The sequence below is a fragment of the Peristeroidobacter agariperforans genome (assembly GCF_004138335.1).
In the GTDB taxonomy this organism is placed as follows: domain Bacteria; phylum Pseudomonadota; class Gammaproteobacteria; order Steroidobacterales; family Steroidobacteraceae; genus Steroidobacter; species Steroidobacter agariperforans.
On sequence record NZ_RYFW01000001.1, the window covers coordinates 1,090,071 to 1,106,651 of the forward strand.

The following is a 16,581-nucleotide window of genomic DNA, read 5'->3' on the forward strand; positions in this document are numbered from 1 at the left end:
AAGAGCCGCGACGCATTCCATCCTTTCGTCGCGCCGCCGGCACGCCCGGTCGCAAGCGGTGCTTCCAGCTCGATTTTTCGCCCGACATAACGCGTTTCCGGCGCTGTTGTAGCGGCAATTGCGTGTGCGTCGAAACGATTCGGCCGCACGATGAGCAGAAGGAATGTCGGGCCGCTGCGCCCGGTCGAACTTCGCGTCGATGAAAATTTCTCGCGACGCTTGCAACCCTGGGCGAATCACTCGCATCTCAAGGACAAGCGCGCGATGAACGGTACGAAAGAGAAGCGAAGTTAGAGGAGACTCGATCATGTCCAGCCAGAAGTCCTTCCGCGTTGCGCGTTACGTTGCCGCCTGTGCCTTCACTGCCCTGGCTTTCGGCGCCGCGGCTCACGCTGGCGATGCACCCGGCACTGCCGACGCGCCCTCGACCACTGTCGACTACACCGACTTGAATCTTGCCAAACAGGGTGATGCGAAGGTGCTGTACAGCCGCCTGCAGCGCGCCTCGGATCGGGTCTGCGTTCAGTACAAGGAGCCACGCGATCTGCGCCGGATGAAGGTGTACAACGCTTGCTATCGGGATGCGCTGGCTCGCGCTGTCGATAGCGTCGGCCATGCCTCGGTGCAGGCCGTGTATGCGGCGGATGAGAACGTACGGATCGCGAGCCGCTCGATGAAGTCCCGGGCCAGCACCTGAAATGCCGGCCTGTTCAAAGCGACGCGACCGGCTGCGAACGGCGCGTCGCTGGACCTCATGACTCGGCGCGTTGCGCTTCAGGCTTGGGCTGACCGAGCTGCGCTTCGCGCCAGGTGATGTACAAGGTCGAAGCGATGATGACGCCGGCGCCGAGCATGGTCACGCCGTTCGGGACTTCGCGAAACAACGCGTAGCCGAGCACGATCGCGAAGATCAGGCGGGTGTAATCGATCGGCGCCATCACCATGGCGTCGCCCTCCGCCATGCCCTTGATGTAGCAAGCCTGGTTCACCAGGCCCAATATTCCCAGCAGGCTCAGCAGCGCCAGGTCCGACCAGCTCGGCGTACGCCAGGCGAGCAGCGCGCCAGGAATGGTCAGCACGAAGCCGAGCACCGCAGACCAGGCCATCAACGTCATGGTCGTGTGATCGCGGGTCATGACTTTCATCCCGGTCACCGTCAGCGCGATCAATAGAGCGGACAGCAAAGCGGCGGCCGCAGGCAAACCGAAGCCGCTCGTGCTCGACGGCTGCAGCATCAACAGCGCGCCGAAGAAACCAATCATGGTGGCGGCGATTCGGCGTGGCCCGATCGGCTCCTTCAACACGAATGCGGCCAACGGCACGAGCCACAGCGTGCGCGTGAACGACAGCGCATTCGCGTCGGCCAGGGGCATTTTTTGATAGGCGTAGAAGCCCAGGATCATCGCAACCGTTCCCGCCGTCGCGCGAAACAGCAACAACCCTGGCCGAGAGGTGCGAAACGTTTGCCGCGGGTTTCGCGCAATCAACGGGATCATCACGATCAGGCCCGCGGCATTCCGATAAAACGTTTGCAACGGCGCCGAATAGTCATCGCCGAGGAACTTGATGAGCATCGTCATAACCGTGAACGACGCGGCGGATGCAAGCATCCACAGCGTGCCACGGGAATTGCGGTGCAGACGGTTGTAACTGGCGGTAAGGTTCTTCACTCAGCGGCACTTTACCGCAAAGTGACGAACCGGAACGCTAAGGGCCTGTGAACACTCATTGGAGGCGCAACCCATTTAATGAATGAATATCCTTAGATGGGACGAGCTATTGCGGTTCAGGACGTCGTTACTCCTCCCTCATATACGGAGAGTATACGGCGGTCGTCGCGCCTAGCCCTGAACCGCAATAGCTCGTCGCAGTCCATCCAATGAGTGTTCACAGGCCCTATAGTCGCGGTCCGAACAAGCCGAGCAGGCCGATGATGATGAGATAGATGGCGACGATGTAATTCAACAGTCGCGGCACGACCAGGATCAGAATGCCGGCGACCAGTGCAACCAGGGGACCGATGCTGACGTACATACCCGCGCCTTCGTTTGTGATGTGATCACAGGCGGTACGTCAGAGCTCGGACGATTGTTCCTCAGGCCAGGCGGGCCTGCAGCCAGTTCGAGAGATCGAGCACCTCTTCCGTGCAAACTGAATGCTCCATCGGATACGTTCGCCAGTCGATGCGATAGCCGAGTCCCAGTAACGCATCGCGCGACGCCTCGCCCATTTGCACCTGTACGACGGGATCGTGCACGCCGTGACACATCAGGATCGGCACATCTCGGTTCGCGGCGGACGCCTCTGCGCGCAAGGAGGCGGCCAAAGGCAAGTACGTGCTCAACGCCAGCACGCCCGCGAGGCGCTGCTGATAACGCAAGGCTGTTTGTAGCGCGATCGCGCCGCCTTGTGAGAAACCGGCAATCACGATTTTGCTGGCCGGAATGCCTTGTGCGATCTCTTGTTCGATATATCGCTGCACGACGCCCTCGGACTCGCGGATGCCGGCGTCGTCTTCGGCTCGCCCCGGGCCGAACCCTTTGATGTCATACCACGCGCGCATGACATAGCCGTTGTTGATCGTCACCGGCCGCGGCGCTGCGTGCGGAAAAATGAATCGCACCGGCAGTGTCGCCGGCAAGCGCAGCTCATCGACGATGGGCACGAAATCGAAACCGTCCGCGCCGAGCCCGTGCAGCCAGATCACTGCCGCGACGGCCGGTCCGGCCGGCGTGAGAACGACGGCGTCGGCGGATTCTCGAGTCGTATGGGGCATTTCAGCTCCGAGAGGATTGCAATACTTCCGCCACGGCTGCGCCGAGCTCGGCCATGTCGAACGGCTTGCGCAACTGCCTGGCCGTGCCCAGCACTGCTTCCACCGCGGCGCTGTCCGCATAGCCTGAGACTATAAGCACGGGCATTCCAGGTTGTTTCATCTGGGCAGCCTTGGCCAGCTCCGCGCCGTTCATGCCCGGCATGGCGAAATCGGCGAGCAACAGATCGCAGCGCTGTGCATCCAGCAGCACCAGCGCATCGATGCCATTGTCCGTGTCGCGCACTTCGTAGCCCAGCGAGCGCAACGATTCGGTCATGAATCGTCGCACCAGCCGGTCGTCATCGACCACCAGCACGCTGGTGCTCTTTTTCACTGGCTCGGGCGCCGAATCCGCAGCTACGGGCGCTGCCGAAACCGGCTCGGGCTCGACTGCATCGGCGGGCGCAAGCGGCAGAAGCAAACGAACCGTCGTGCCCTGCTGGGGCTCGCTGTCGATGTGCAGGGAACCTCCCGATTCGCGAGCCACTGCATACACCTGCGACAGCCCCAAGCCGGTGCCCTGGCCGACCGGTTTGGTCGTGAAGAACGGCTCGACCGCACGCACGCGCACCTCTTCGGTCATGCCAACGCCCGTGTCCGTCACGGACAGCTGCACATAGTCGCCGTTCGCCAGATGTCGGTCGACGACATCAGCGCGACGGGCGCTGATGATGAGCTTGCCACCGGCAGGCATGGCATCCCTCGCGTTCACCGCCAAGTTGAGCAGCGCCAGTTCAAGCTGATTCGCGTCGCTCATGACCCAACGCGCATCGGGATCGAGCGACATGCGTACCTCGACTGAGGGACCCACCGACTGCGTGAGCAAGCCGCTCATGCCGTTGAACAGCTGTTGCAGATCGACCGAGCCGACCTCCATGCGCTGGCTGCGAGAAAAAGCCAGCAATTGCGAGGCGAGCTTTGCGCCTCGTCGCGATGCCTCGAGCGCATTGTCAGCCAGCCTGCGCAGTCGTTCGTTGTCGTGGACCTTGTTGCGGATCAGATCGAGATTGCCGATGACGGCGGTCAGCAGATTGTTGAAATCGTGCGCGATGCCGCCCGTCAGCTGGCCGACGGCTTCCATCTTCTGCGACTGACGCAATGTTTCTTCGGCGCGGCGGCGCTCGGCCATATCCCGCAGCATCAACAGAACCAGCGCGCCGCCGAGTATCAGGGCGCCTGTGGCGGCGGATGCCGCAGCAACGAAGGACCACGCCGTCGGCGCGTCGATGGCGGTCGAGGCCACGGCGAGGTGAGCCGACCATTGCGACCAAGACGACGTATGAAATGCCGTGTAGTTCTTCAACCCTTCGTACGTGGTGCCGGGATACAAGCCGCTATCGCCTTCGCTGATCGCTTTGCGCACGAACTCCGTAGCCGGTGTGCCGACGCGTGTCTCGAAGTTGAGAGTGCGTGCGACAAAGCTGCCTCGTGGATCGACGATGGCCGCGGTCGTGCCCGCTTCGGCGACCGCGGTCAGCAGTTCTTGAAAGGCTTGTGGCTCGATGCCGGCGCCGAGCACGTAACGCAACTCTCCATCGCTGCTGACGGGGGCGTAAACCCAGGCCAGTGCTTCGGGCGGCGGACTGATCGAGCCGGCGATTGGCGCCTGGCTAAGACGAATCTCAGCGAGCGCCGGTGCGTGCACGCCGTCGAGCGCTCGAGGTTCACCCATGGGTCGGCGCAGATCGAACAATTCTTTGGCGCCGAGCGCATCGATCAGAACGATGGTGCGCCATGCCGGGTTGGCCGCCTGCACTCGTCGCACGCGGGAATAAAACTCCGGCATATTGCCCCGGGCCAGGTCCACCGAGCTGGTCAGCACGTTGAGCGCGGCCAGGTCGCGACGCAGGCGGCCGTCGACCAGCATGGTCGCAATTTCACTGCGGCCAAGCGTGTCAGTTTCGACACGGGCCCGTTCGGCACGCAGGAAATAAAAGGCGCCGACTGCAATGAACACCACGGTGGGCAGCGTCGCTGCGACCCCCAGGGTGATCAGCGAACGCCGGAAAAATCTCATTCTTTGTTCTCGTCCGGTGAGGGATCGGCCAAAACAATATTCTGCCTCGCGAGGCCGTTGTGAGATAGCTATAGGTGCTGCGAGCGCCGTCGCGTAGGTAATTGACCGGGAGCCCGCTGCGGTAAAGGGCAGGGTCATGCTCAGGGGTTTACGCTTTGACCTGAATCACAGAAATGGCAAAGTGACGGCGCTATACCTGGCCACCTCTTTCTCACCGGTTCACTGCCATGCAATCGCGCAAGCTGCACGGTCTGATCGCCTTTGCTTTGTTCCTCATGGCCGCGGTCGTTTATTCCGCGCTGTCGGGCAAGCCAGTGGATCTGTGGCACGTGGCGCTGTGGAGCCTGATGGGCGTCGGTAGCTATATGGCGCTATCGCGTTTGTTTGGCTTCGACCCCCATCGCACGCGCATTGCCCAATGCGCGCCGGCATATTTGCACTACGTGGATCGTTGGGAGCTGCGGCTCGGGCAGGCCACGCTGTCGATGCTCGGCGGCATCGTGGTGGCAGCCCGGCTGTTTGATGCCGAATACTTCGTGACCGCCGTGGTCAGCGGCACTTTGTCGGCCTGGACCTACTTCGCTTTTCGTTGGTATGTCGGCGGTTATCGTTCGCCGGCTGCGGTTCGCAGCTAACCGGCGCCTAGATCATCGGCGGCGGGTTGGCGAGCAGTTGCAGCTCGTAAGCCACCAGCGCGACATAGCAACCGACCACCAGGTACAGCAGCACTTCGCCGGGAAACAACCTGAACAGCTTCATCCTCGCGCAGACCACCAGGACGGCGGCGCCGGCGCTGGTGAGCGTCAATTTGATCGCCGCGAACCAGCCGAGGTTGTGAGGCACGAACAGCGCCATCACCGGGTTCACTTCCTGCGCACCCTGGCTCATCAGCATCAATGTCAGCACGCCATCGAGCGTCGACAAGCCAAGAATCAGCAGGACGAGCGCCAGCACGCGCGGTGAGTGCCAATCGATGATGGCGTAGACACGATCGGTCGTGCGTCGTCCCGCTCGACGACGTGGATTCAGCGCACCCCGCCAGTACGCGGCAATGCTGTAGTGACGGCGTTCAACACCGCTGCGACGTTCGTTGGGGACGCGTTCCGTTGCGCGCATGGATGGGAGGAGCCTCGACTCGCTGCTTTGCACTCAGTGTGCGTGAAGCGTGCGCCGCCATGGGCTGAAGTTACCGTAATCAGTCGCGAAAGAAACTTGCGTCGAAGGGAACTTGTCGGAAAAGTTGGCAGAAAATCGCTCCGGGAGGCGCGTCCTTGCGGGCGCGAACTTTCAGGGGGATGTCAGTTGCGCCTCTCCCGGAGCGTGAGCCATCAATCAAACATCAGCGAGAAGCCAGCTTCTGGGTGAGCGGCTTGCCGTTCAGCGCAACCACTGCGCCGCTGCGATCGACGATGCAGGTGCCACGGGCAAAGTATTTGCCGCTTTCCACGCCCTTCGCGGTGACCACGATCTTGTAAGCGCGCGAGTGAACGCTGAGCGGGCTGTTGATGCCGTCTTCCTTCCTGACCTTGACCGGCTGCTCTTTCGGCAAGCTGGAGGCAACGAAGGCGTTGATGCACGAATCCATCGCGGCGTCGTAGTTGTGAGCCTGAGTGGCGAACGGCGCGGCGAAGGCGATAGTAGCGGCGGCGATAGACAAGGACTTGCTGAGCGTGTTCATCGAAGTAACTCCAAAGGTGTCAATGAATCCCCTGGAACGTTTCTTTATGGAATGGAGCCAATCTAGAGCCGGCGAGCCGCCGCGACAAACGAGAAGATTTCATGCTGGCAGCAATTGCGCTCATGCAGGCAATCCCCGATATGAAACAAATTAGAAACAAACGGGCGCGCCCCGCCCTCCGCTGCTGCGGATAGAAAACAAACTCGCCCCTGGGATTTCTTTGCTCTAAAGCGAGCGCTGCATCACGCCGCGATGCTGAATTCTTCGATCAGCCATTCAGTGAGCGCTTTGACATCGGGCCGCTCGGCGTCTTCTTTGCGCAGGATCAAGAAATAACTTTCGCCGGTCTCGAGCTCCCGGTCGAACAGCTTCACCAGCGAGCCCTGTGCGAAGCGCTCGTTACCGAGACGCGACGAAACGAGCGCGACGCCCACGCCGTGCTCGGCTGCTTCCGCTGCGGTATTCATGGAATCGAAGCGCACGACGCTCTTGGGCCGCAGGTCGATGCCGAGCGTCTGCGCCCAGCGCTGCCAGCCGTCGCGACGCGCTTCATGAATGATCAACGTATGTTTGTTCAGGTCCTGGATCGAATCGATCGGCAGACGTTGCAACAACGTCGGCGAGCACGCCGGCACGAAGGTTTGCGAGAACAGTTTGTGGCAGTCGTGGTCGTGCAGCTCTTCGGGCGAGGTGTCCACCACGATGGATAGATCCGCCTCCGCTGGATGCGACTGCAAGGTGCCCGCCACCGTATTGATGTGCACGTCGGTGTCCGGCCGCACTTCGAGGAACGACGGCAGGCGCGGCAGCAACATCTCAGTCGCGAAGAACGGCGGGATGTGCAGACGGACCACATCGCGGCCGTAACGGATGCGCAACTGCTCGGTGACCGCTTCGAGCCGGGCGAACACTGTCTCCAGGTGCTGCAGATAACTCTCGCCGGCTTCGGTGAGCGTCAGCGAGCTCGGACCGCGCTCGAACAGTGCGACGCCGAGTTGCTCCTCCAGTCCCTTGATCTGGTGACTGACCGCGGACGGCGTAATGCACAGCTCCTCGGCGGCAGCCTTGAAGCTCAGGCGCGTCGCGGCGACTTGAAAGGTCTTGAGAAACTTCAGCGAGGGCAGGCGCATGGTCACGAGCCGCAGAAACGCGGCAGGTCAGGGCGAGACAGGATGTCACGCCTTCATGACAGCAAGTACTGTGCCGTGTCTCAGAACCCGCGAATTCCCTGACCTCCAGCCGCAGCCAGGGGCTGGACGCGGCAACGGCCGCCCCACGCGCAGGCAACTTCGATGAGCCGCGCGCAATTAGAGTGCGGTCAAGGGGTTAAGTCGCCCTTTGTTAATAATCCGTCAATGTTTTATTTCGCGGGAGTCACATCCACCGCTGCGTGCGTGAGGGGAACCGCCGCCTCGGGCGACAGCACGCGGAACGTGAAGCTCTGCTGCAAATAGAGCAGTACCGAGGTGCTGGTGTGATCCAGATAGCCGACCGAGAAGTCCTGTCCGACGATCAGCTCGAAGTCGCCGCCGCGCAGACTCATCACGACTGCGCCATCGACGGCCGGCGCCCACACGATCGGTCCATCCACCAGCTCGCGCACATGATTGATGATGGGATAGCCGCGCAGTGTGCTTCTAGTCAGGCCGGTGTAGCAGCGAGGTCCAAGCGCGATGCCGTAGGGACCGCTGACACCCTCGCTGCGCAATCGATGGGTAGCTTCCGCGACCACGTCGGGATATGCATCGAAATCTGCGGGAATCGTCAGCCCTCGGTCGCTAGCAGCGGGAAAAATGCCGTCGATATGACCAGCCTCATAGCCCTGGAAGATGGCGCGATCTTCGGCGATCGCCGCTGCGCGAGCCGCATTGCGAACCGAGTCCAGGTCGGGATTGGTATCGCCGCGCCCGATCGCATCCAGCTCTTCGCGATCGACCTCGAACGGAATGCGGATCTCGATCAAGGGCAGCGACAGCCGCAGCTTGGCCACCACGCCGTCCTGTAACGAGGGCGACAGGGTATGCGTCCGGCCAGTCGAGACCGACGAGCAATTCCAGCCGAGGGGCCCTTTGAAATCCACCAGCCGGCGCGCAGCGAGCAACGTCTTCAGCGTGCGGCTGGCCTCGGCGTCGATCTCCTTCCAGGCTTCGGTGGAGATCGGGGCGTGAGTGCGCAACAGCTCATTCATGGTTTGATTCCTGTGCCGGCAAACAGCGCCAACTCGCGAATCGGGTTCTGCTGTTCACCGCGCAGGCTGCCGATGCGCAGACAACCGTCGTCGGCGCCTGCCTCGCCGCCGCCGCCGGCGTGCTCGGCTTCATCCTCGATCTCGAGCACGGACTTCTCGGTGAACAAATAGGTCCGCAGGTGCTCGTCGAGCTTGGGATCCTTACGGCGCAACCACTCCAACACCATGGCGGCGTGCTCTTTTTCCTCGTCGCGATTGTGCGCCAGGATGCGTTTCAGCTCGTCGTCGGTGGCGGCATCGATCCGCTGGTCGTACCAGTCGACCGCTTCGAGCTCTTCCATCAAGGAGGACACGGCGCGGTGCCGGTCGATGGTCTCCGGGCGAAGCGCCTTGGCGCTCTCATGCAGGGATTCACTAGACATGACTTCGGTTGGGCGTAGATGAATGCGCGCTGGTTGTTGGGTACGTCAAACCAGTACGCATGAAGCCGGCTGCGGTTCCGACTACGGCTAACCGCTTCTTCACGATTTTCAGCAGGATTGTGGCTTGCGTTTGGGGCGGCGCATCTACTATTACTGGCCGGTGTTCGAGCGGCTCTTCACTCATCCCCTCTGGGCGTATCGAACCGGCACGTTTGCATTTGCGAGCGCCTGGCCGATAGGGCTGCTCATTACTTTGATTTTGCTGGCCGCCGCGGTGGTGGCGTTCTCGCTGTGGCGACGGCGCGCGCTCGGCTGGCGAATGCTGGCGCCCGTCGGCGTTCTGCAGACGCTGCTGCTCGCGCTGATTCTTTGCCTGTTGTGGCGTCCGGTGCTGAATGTCGAGCGGGTGCGCGATCGCGAGAACGAGCTCGCGGTCGCCATCGATGCTTCCGCCAGCATGGCGTACGGCGATGCCGGGCAATCGCGGCTGCAAGAAGTCGCCGCCGCCTTGCAGAACGGCACCCTGCAGCGGCTGGAAAAAACCTTCGCGGTGCGCTTGTTCGGATTTGCGCAGGCCACGACGCCGCTGAACACGCTCGACGCCATGCCGCCGCCCGGCCGGCAGACACGCATTGGCGACGCGCTTCATCAAGTGTTGCAAAGTGCAGGCAGCGCGCCCCTTGCCGGTGTCATCTTGTTCAGCGACGGCGCGGAAAATGGCGACACACTGAGCGAAGAGCGCCTCGCCGAAATCGCATCCTATGGCGTGCCCGTTCACACCGTCGGTCTCGGTCCGGAAGCTGTCAGCGACGATCTCGAGCTGGAGCGCGTCGAGGTTGCAGGATCGGCGCCCGCGGGTTCGACCATCGATGCGCAGATCGGCATTCGTCACAACGGTGCGACCCAAGCGCGCCTGCGCGTCTACGATCGCGACAATCTGGTCGCAGCGCGCGACGTCAAACTACGGCCCGACGCGGCCACCACCCAGCTTGCGCTGGATTTGCCCGCCGGCCAGGCAGGCACGCATGAATTGCGCTTCGTGCTCGATCCGCTGGACGGCGAGCGCAACGTGATCAACAACGCGCGCACTCGAGTAGTGAATGTGCCCGCCGGCCGACGCGGCATTCTGTACGTCGAGGGCGAGCCGCGCTGGGAATATAAGTTCTTGCGCCGGGCGGTCGATCGCGATCGCGCGTTACGCGTCGCCAGTATCGTCCGCACCACGCCGAATAAACATTATCGCCAGGGCGTGAACGCGCCGGAGGAGCTGGTCGACGGCTTCCCGTCCGATCCGGCGGAATTGTTCGGTTACGACGCGGTCATCATCGGCAGCTACGAAGCGGCCGGGCTGCGCGCCGAGCAACACAGGTTATTAAAGGAGTTCGTCGACAAGCGCGGCGGCGCCGTGCTGATGCTGGCCGGCCGTTACGGCTTGTCCGCCGGTGGCTGGCAGAACGCGGCTTTGGCGCAGACCCTGCCGGTGCAGCTCACCGGACGGCAACCCACGCAATTCGTGCAGCGTCCCGGGCAAGCGGTGCTGACGATGTATGGCGCCGAGTCGCCGATTCCCCGACTCGAAGTCGATCCGCGCAAGAATCTGGATCGCTGGAAAAGTCTACCGCCGCTGGCGGACTATCAATCGCTGGGACGGCTCAAGCCGGGCGCGATCGTGTTGCTGGAGGCGAATGGTGAACAAGGTCGTTCACCTTTGCTGGTCTGGCAGCACTACGGCCGCGGTGCTACTTATGTGCTGGCAACGGCCAGCACCCTGCGCTGGCAGATGCGCATGCCGTCCGACGATCAGAGTCACGAAATGTTCTGGCGCCAGCTCATGCACGCCATCTCATCGACGGCGCCGGCTCGGGTCACCGTGAACGGCGAGCGCACCGTGTATGAAGACGAACGCACGGTGCGGCTCGAAGCGGAAGTCCGCGACGAGCGCTTCGAACCCATCAGCGACGCTACGGTCGAACTACAGGTGGCGCCTGAACGCGACGCGCCGTTCAAGCAGACCATGCAACCCTCCGGGCAGAGCGATGGCCGCTACAGCGCGACCCTCGATGCCGCGTCCGCCGGCCTGTATCGGATCGAGATGACCGCACGCGCAGGAGACAAAGAGGTCGGATCGGCCGTCACGCACGTACTGCGTAACGACGGCGTGGCCGAGCACTTCGCGACTTATCAGCACCGCGATTTGCTGGAACGCATTGCGAATGTCACTGGCGGACGTTACTGGCCGTTGAGCGAACTGGATGGTCTCGCGGGCGCCATTCCTTATTCCAAGGCCGGCATCGTCGAACGACAGACGCTGGACCTTTGGAATCTGCCCATTGTGTTCATCGTGCTGCTCGCTCTGAAGCTCGGCGAGTGGCTGCTTCGACTGCGATGGGGGCGGCTGTGAACAAAGCGCGCCTCATTTCGGCTTTGTTGGCGACGGCATGTACGTTGCCCGCGTCCGCAGCCACCTACACTTTCGTTGTCGCCGGCTTGGGCGGCGAGCCCGGCTACGAACAAAGATTTCGCGAGCACGCCGCCGCAGTGGCAAGCGCCGCCGAGAAAGCCGCCGGCAGCACTGCCAATGTCATGTCGTTGAGCGGCGATGCGGCCCGGGCGGACGCCGTGAAGCGCGACATCAAATCGCTCGCCTCGCGCATGAGTACCAGCGACTCGGCGGTGATCGTGCTCATCGGTCACGGCAGTTACGACGGCGAAAACTATCGTTTCAATCTTCCGGGTCCCGATCTCACCGACAGCGAGCTCGCGCGCCTGTTCGATGAACTGCCGGCCCGCGATCAGTTGATCATCAATGCGACCAGCGCCAGCGGCGCTGTGGCCGAGCGTTGGAAGAAACCAAGGCGCGTCGTCATCACGGCGACCAAGAGCGGCGGCGAAAAGACGGCGACGCGCTTTGCCCAATACTGGGCCCAGGCCGTCGCGTCGGAAGCGGCGGACACGAACAAAGACCAGATCGTCACCGCTGCCGAGGCCTATGCCTTCGCGACCAACCAGATCGCAGCTGCCTTCAAGGCCGAGACGTCGATGGCGACCGAGCACGCGCGGATGGAAGGTGACGACGCCGGCCGCTTCACCCTCGCCCGTCTCGGCGCCGGCGAGGTGATGCCGGACAACCCCGAAGTCGCAGCCCTGTTGTCACAACGAGGCGTGATCGAGCAGGACCTTGATCGCGTGAAGGAACAAAGAGCCGCGCTGCCGGATACTCAGTATTACGACCAGCTCGAAGAAGTGCTGGTGCGCCTGGCGCTGCTTCAAAGGGAAATCGATGCCAAAGCCGGTGGAGGCGCGACGCCATGATGACCCGCACTGCCACTTTGGTGTTGTTGCTGTTCGCCGCGGCGGCCGGCGCGCAGTCCATCGATTACGACCCGCGCCGCGCGGTCGAGTTGCGGCCTTGTGACGAGCACCGCTATCACGGCCGCAGCGAGCAGGCACGCGCCTGTTACGCCAAATTGTTGGAATCGCCGACTCCCATCGTTCAAGCCGAAGCGGCTTGGGCCGTGGGCGATATTCAGCGGGCCAATCGAATTTTTCGCGACACCGTGCAGAACAACGAACGCGCCGTGCAGCCGCGCGTTCGATGGGCGCGACTGTATCTGCAGACGCACCAGTATTCCGATGCCGTCGAACTGTTCGGCGAAGCGCTGAAAGTCTTCCCTAATGACGTGCACGCCAAGCTGGGCCTGGCGAGCGTGTATGCGGAGCGCTTCGAAGGACAAGCACGGCCGCTGGTCGAGGACGCCTTGAAGCAGGACGGCGATCTGATCGAAGCCCACCTGCTCACCGCGTCGATGGATCTCGAAGAAGGCCAGCTCGACGACGCGGACAAGGCGCTGGACCGCGCCATGCGAGTCGTCAGCAAAGAGAAACTGCCGCCGCTCGAGGTTTACACGCTGCGCGCGTCGTTGGAAATGGCCCGCGGCAATAGTCCCGATCAGTGGATCAAGCGCATCCTCGATTACAACCCGCGTTACGGCGCCATGTATCAGCAGCTGGCGCACTTCGAGATCATGCGTCGTCGCTATAAGGAAGCGACCGTGCTGTTGCGCCGGGCGGTCGAAGTGCAACCGGATCTGTGGGGCGCACATGCCGAGCTCGGTTCGAACCTGCTGCGGCTCGGCAACGTCAATGAAGCCCGCACGCACCTGCAGGCTGCGTACTCCGGCGATCCTTACAGCCCGACGACGGTGAACTCGCTGCGCCTGTTGGATCGCATCGATGAATTCTCGATCAGCGAAGATCCAGTCGTGATCGGCGAGGACACCTATCAGGTCCAGTTACGGCTGCACAAGAAAGAGTCAGACGTACTGCGACCGTATGTGCTCGATCTCACCGGCCGCAGTATCCAAAGCTTATCGCAGCGTTACGGCTTCAAGCCGCGCGAGCCCATCACCGTCGAGCTATATCCGGACCATGACGATTTCGCCGTGCGCGTGGCGGCGTTGCCCGGCATCGGCCTGCTCGGTGTCACATTCGGCTATGTCGTCGCGATGGACAGTCCGTCGAGCCGTCCGACCAGCGAGTTTCACTGGGGCAGCACGCTGTGGCACGAGATGGCGCACGTGTTCACCCTGGAAGTCACCGATCATCACGTGCCGCGCTGGTTGAGCGAGGGTATTTCGGTGTTCGAAGAGTGGCGGACCGGCCCGACGCCTGGGGTCGCGGTGACGCCGGAAGCCATCGCCGCGCTCGAAAAGAAACAATTCCTGCCGGTTGCGGATCTGGACTCCGGCTTCATTCGCCCGAGTTATCCGGGCCAGGTGCAGGTGTCGTACATGCAGTCGGGCCTGGTGTGCTTGTTCATAGAGCAGCGCTGGGGCTTCGAGCAACTCGGCGCGCTGCTCCGGCAGTTCGACGGCAAGCGCACGACGGCGCAGGCCATCGAAGCCACGTTCAAGATTGCGCCGGCCGCTTTCGACAAGGAGTTCGATACGTTCGTGCGGACGCGCTTCGCGAATGTGCTGGCGAACTTCGAGGATTGGCAGCAGCAGATGCTGGCCGCGCGTCAGGCGCTGCAAAAGGAGCGTTGGGCGGATGCGGTTGAACCGGCGCGTCGTGCGGTCGCGCTGTATCCCGAGCACGTCGGCGGAGACAGCGCGCACTTGATGCTGGCCAAGGCGCTCGACAAGTTGAATCGCCGCTCGGAGGCCATCGTCGCCATGGAAGCCTATCGCCGCGCCGGCGGTTGGGACCCGACCGCGCTGCGCGAGCTGGCTCGCTGGCTCGACGAAGCCGGGCGCACCCAGGACGCCACCAACTTGATGGTGTCGCTCAACTATTCGGATCCGCTGAACGCCGAGGTGCACGCACAGCTCGGCGAGCGCTTGTTGACTGCCGGTCGTAACGAAGACGCGTTGCGTGAGTTCCAGGCCTTGCTCGCGCTCAACAAGCTGGATCAAGCGCCGGCTCACTACGGAATGGCGCGCGCCCTGCGCGAGATGGGCGATAAGCTGGGCAGCCGTCGTCATCTGCTGGACGCGCTCGCCACGGCGCCGCACTTCAAGCCCGCGCAGGCCCTGCTGCTGAAAATGATCGAGGAGCGTAGTTAATGAATGACGTCGTCGCGAACGAGCAGGAAACCGCCGCGCTGGTGAATCTCTTCCACGATCGCATCGGGGCGATCCGCGATCAGGTGCGCCTCGTCATCGTCGGCCAGGACGAAGTCATCGACTATTTGCTGTTGACGCTGCTGGTCGGCGGTCATTGCTTGATCACCGGCATGCCCGGCACGGCCAAGACCTTGCTCGTGAAGACGCTGGCGACGGCGCTGGGCCTGTCGTTCAAGCGCATTCAGTTCACGCCGGACCTGATGCCCACCGACGTGACCGGCACCGACATCATCGAAGAGGACATCACCACGGGCCATCGCCGCTGGACGTTCGTGCCCGGCCCGTTGTTCGCGAACGTGCTGCTGGCCGACGAAGTGAACCGCACGCCGCCGAAGACGCAGGCGGCGCTGCTCGAAGCCATGCAGGAACATTCGGTCACCGTGCGCGGCACGACGCATACGCTCGGTGAGCCGTTCTTCGTGCTCGCGACCCAGAACCCCATCGAGCTGGAAGGCACGTATCCGCTGCCCGAAGCCCAGCTCGATCGCTTCCTGTTCAACGTGCTGCTCGACTATCTGAGCGCCGAGCACGAAATGGAAGTCGTCGACCGCAATACCTCGCGAGTGGAAGGCCCGCAGCTGAGCCCGTGCACGAATGCCGAAGAGATCGTGAAATTCCAATGGCTGGTGCGACAGGTGCCGCTGTCTACCGAAGTGCGCCGGAAAGCCGTGGAGCTAATCCGGTCGACGCGACCTCGGGAATCCAACGCGCCTGAATCGGTGCGCCGCTATGTTCGTTATGGGGCCAGCGTTCGCGCGACTCAGTTCCTGTGCCTTGCCGCCAAGGCGCGCGCGTTGATGCAAGGTCGCTATCACGTCACCGAGGACGATCTGCGAACACTGGCATTGCCGGTGCTGCGACATCGCGTGCTCACCAACTACCAGGCCGAGTCCGACGGCAGAAGCGTCGACGAAGTGCTGCGCGAGGTCGTCGAACGGTGAATGCCGCCGCCTCCAATCGCCTGCTGCCGCCGGAAACGCTGGCCGGACTAGCGAATCTGGAGCTGATCGCGCGCACGGCCGTGGAAGGGTTTCTCACCGGCTTGCACCGCTCGCCGCACTACGGCTTCAGTCAGGAGTTCAAGGAATATCGCGCCTACGTCGAAGGTGACGATCCCCGCTTCGTCGATTGGAATGTCTTCGCGCGCACCGAGCGCACTTACATCCGTCGTTACGAAGGCGAGACCAATACGCGCCTGATGATCTTGCTGGATGCGAGCGCCTCGATGGGTTACGGCTCGCACTCGGTCAGCAAGCTGCAATACGGCAAGTTCCTGGCCGCTGCGCTCGCTTATCTGGCCGCGCGTCAGCACGATCCCGTGGGACTCATCGTGTTCGATGAGAAGGTGCGAACCTTCCGTCCCGCGACCAGCCGTGCCGGCAGCCTGACCGCGATGATCCACGCCATCGACGCGGTGACTCCGGGCAACGGCACCAATCTCGAAGCCTGCTTCCAGCGCTTTGGCGAGCATCTGTCCCGTCGCGGCCTGGTCGCAGTGATCTCGGATCTTTATTGCGATCCGGAAGAGATGAGTCGCGCGGTGCAGCCGCTGGCGTATCGCGGTCACGACATCATGCTGTTCCAGCTGCTCGACCCGCAGGAAATGCGGCCGAACTGGCGCGAGTCCGTGCTGCTCGAGGACGTCGAGACGCAGCGAACGCTGAACGTCTCGCCCGAGTATCTGACGACCGAATATCAGCAGCGACTCGACAACCATCTGCAGTCGTTACGACGCGCCGCCGCCAATGTCGGCGCGCATCAGTTGTTGATCACCACGGACGAGCCTCTCGACAACGCGCTCCGGCGCTACTTGCTGCTCAGGGAAGGCCGGACGTAA

At 62.7% G+C, this 16,581-nt stretch carries 16 protein-coding genes; 7 read left to right on the forward strand and 9 right to left on the reverse strand.

The window, feature by feature from the left end; translation table 11 throughout:
• Nucleotides 1-307: 307 nt before the first annotated feature.
• Nucleotides 308-697, forward strand: coding sequence for a UrcA family protein (locus EK373_RS04775; protein ID WP_129641582.1), 390 nt, complete (start codon nt 308-310; stop codon nt 695-697).
• A gap of 55 nt (nt 698-752) precedes the next feature.
• On the opposite strand, the gene EK373_RS04780 is transcribed toward EK373_RS04775, so the two are convergent.
• The 4 genes from EK373_RS04780 to EK373_RS04795 all read right to left on the reverse strand — a co-directional run bounded on the left by EK373_RS04780 (nt 753) and on the right by EK373_RS04795 (nt 4,832).
• Entirely contained in the window at nt 753-1,670 is a 918-nt protein-coding gene (locus EK373_RS04780) for a DMT family transporter (RefSeq protein ID WP_198683071.1), read from the reverse strand.
• Nucleotides 1,671-1,896: 226 nt separating this feature from the next.
• Nucleotides 1,897-2,034 (reverse strand): DUF3096 domain-containing protein, encoded by a 138-nt coding sequence (locus tag EK373_RS04785; protein WP_129641583.1) that lies wholly within the window; start codon nt 2,032-2,034, stop codon nt 1,897-1,899.
• Between the two features lie 61 nt (nt 2,035-2,095).
• Nucleotides 2,096-2,776 carry an alpha/beta hydrolase gene (locus EK373_RS04790; protein WP_129641584.1) on the reverse strand — a complete coding sequence of 227 codons (681 nt, stop codon included), beginning with the start codon at nt 2,774-2,776 and terminating at the stop codon, nt 2,096-2,098.
• Nucleotide 2,777: 1 nt separating this feature from the next.
• Nucleotides 2,778-4,832 (reverse strand): response regulator, encoded by a 2,055-nt coding sequence (locus tag EK373_RS04795; RefSeq protein ID WP_198683072.1) that lies wholly within the window; start codon nt 4,830-4,832, stop codon nt 2,778-2,780.
• A 227-nt stretch (nt 4,833-5,059) separates the two neighbouring features.
• On the opposite strand from EK373_RS04795, the gene EK373_RS04800 reads away from it, so the two are divergent.
• Entirely contained in the window at nt 5,060-5,467 is a 408-nt protein-coding gene (locus EK373_RS04800; RefSeq protein ID WP_129641586.1) for a hypothetical protein, read from the forward strand.
• 7 nt (nt 5,468-5,474) lie between these two features.
• Here EK373_RS04800 and EK373_RS04805 read toward each other — a convergent pair whose 3' ends face one another.
• The 5 genes from EK373_RS04805 to EK373_RS04825 form a co-directional block, all read right to left on the reverse strand.
• Nucleotides 5,475-5,948, reverse strand: a complete 474-nt coding sequence (locus tag EK373_RS04805) for a DUF5658 family protein (protein WP_129641587.1) — start codon at nt 5,946-5,948, stop codon at nt 5,475-5,477.
• Nucleotides 5,949-6,171: 223 nt separating this feature from the next.
• Entirely contained in the window at nt 6,172-6,510 is a 339-nt protein-coding gene (locus tag EK373_RS04810; protein ID WP_129641588.1) for a hypothetical protein, read from the reverse strand.
• Between the two features lie 242 nt (nt 6,511-6,752).
• Nucleotides 6,753-7,640, reverse strand: a complete 888-nt coding sequence (locus EK373_RS04815) for a LysR substrate-binding domain-containing protein (protein WP_129641589.1) — start codon at nt 7,638-7,640, stop codon at nt 6,753-6,755.
• A gap of 230 nt (nt 7,641-7,870) precedes the next feature.
• Nucleotides 7,871-8,698, reverse strand: coding sequence for a family 1 encapsulin nanocompartment shell protein (locus tag EK373_RS04820; protein WP_129641590.1), 828 nt, complete (start codon nt 8,696-8,698; stop codon nt 7,871-7,873).
• Nucleotides 8,695-9,120, reverse strand: a complete 426-nt coding sequence (locus EK373_RS04825; protein WP_129641591.1) for an encapsulin-associated ferritin-like protein — start codon at nt 9,118-9,120, stop codon at nt 8,695-8,697. The genes EK373_RS04820 and EK373_RS04825 overlap by 4 nt, the downstream gene beginning before the upstream one ends.
• 124 nt (nt 9,121-9,244) lie before the next feature.
• Here EK373_RS04825 and EK373_RS04830 point away from each other — a divergent pair, with 124 nt between their 5' ends.
• The 5 genes from EK373_RS04830 to EK373_RS04850 are packed head-to-tail and all read left to right on the forward strand — an operon-like array spanning nt 9,245 to nt 16,581.
• Nucleotides 9,245-11,521: a hypothetical protein gene (locus tag EK373_RS04830; protein ID WP_129641592.1), complete on the forward strand. Its 2,277-nt coding sequence runs from the start codon at nt 9,245-9,247 to the stop codon at nt 11,519-11,521.
• Nucleotides 11,518-12,432, forward strand: a complete 915-nt coding sequence (locus EK373_RS04835; RefSeq protein WP_129641593.1) for a hypothetical protein — start codon at nt 11,518-11,520, stop codon at nt 12,430-12,432. Before EK373_RS04830 ends, EK373_RS04835 begins: the two co-directional genes overlap by 4 nt.
• Nucleotides 12,429-14,684 (forward strand): tetratricopeptide repeat protein, encoded by a 2,256-nt coding sequence (locus EK373_RS04840; RefSeq protein WP_129641594.1) that lies wholly within the window; start codon nt 12,429-12,431, stop codon nt 14,682-14,684. The genes EK373_RS04835 and EK373_RS04840 overlap by 4 nt, the downstream gene beginning before the upstream one ends.
• Entirely contained in the window at nt 14,684-15,685 is a 1,002-nt protein-coding gene (locus tag EK373_RS04845) for an AAA family ATPase (RefSeq protein ID WP_129641595.1), read from the forward strand. Before EK373_RS04840 ends, EK373_RS04845 begins: the two co-directional genes overlap by 1 nt.
• Nucleotides 15,682-16,581 carry a DUF58 domain-containing protein gene (locus tag EK373_RS04850; RefSeq protein ID WP_129641596.1) on the forward strand — a complete coding sequence of 300 codons (900 nt, stop codon included), beginning with the start codon at nt 15,682-15,684 and terminating at the stop codon, nt 16,579-16,581. The genes EK373_RS04845 and EK373_RS04850 overlap by 4 nt, the downstream gene beginning before the upstream one ends.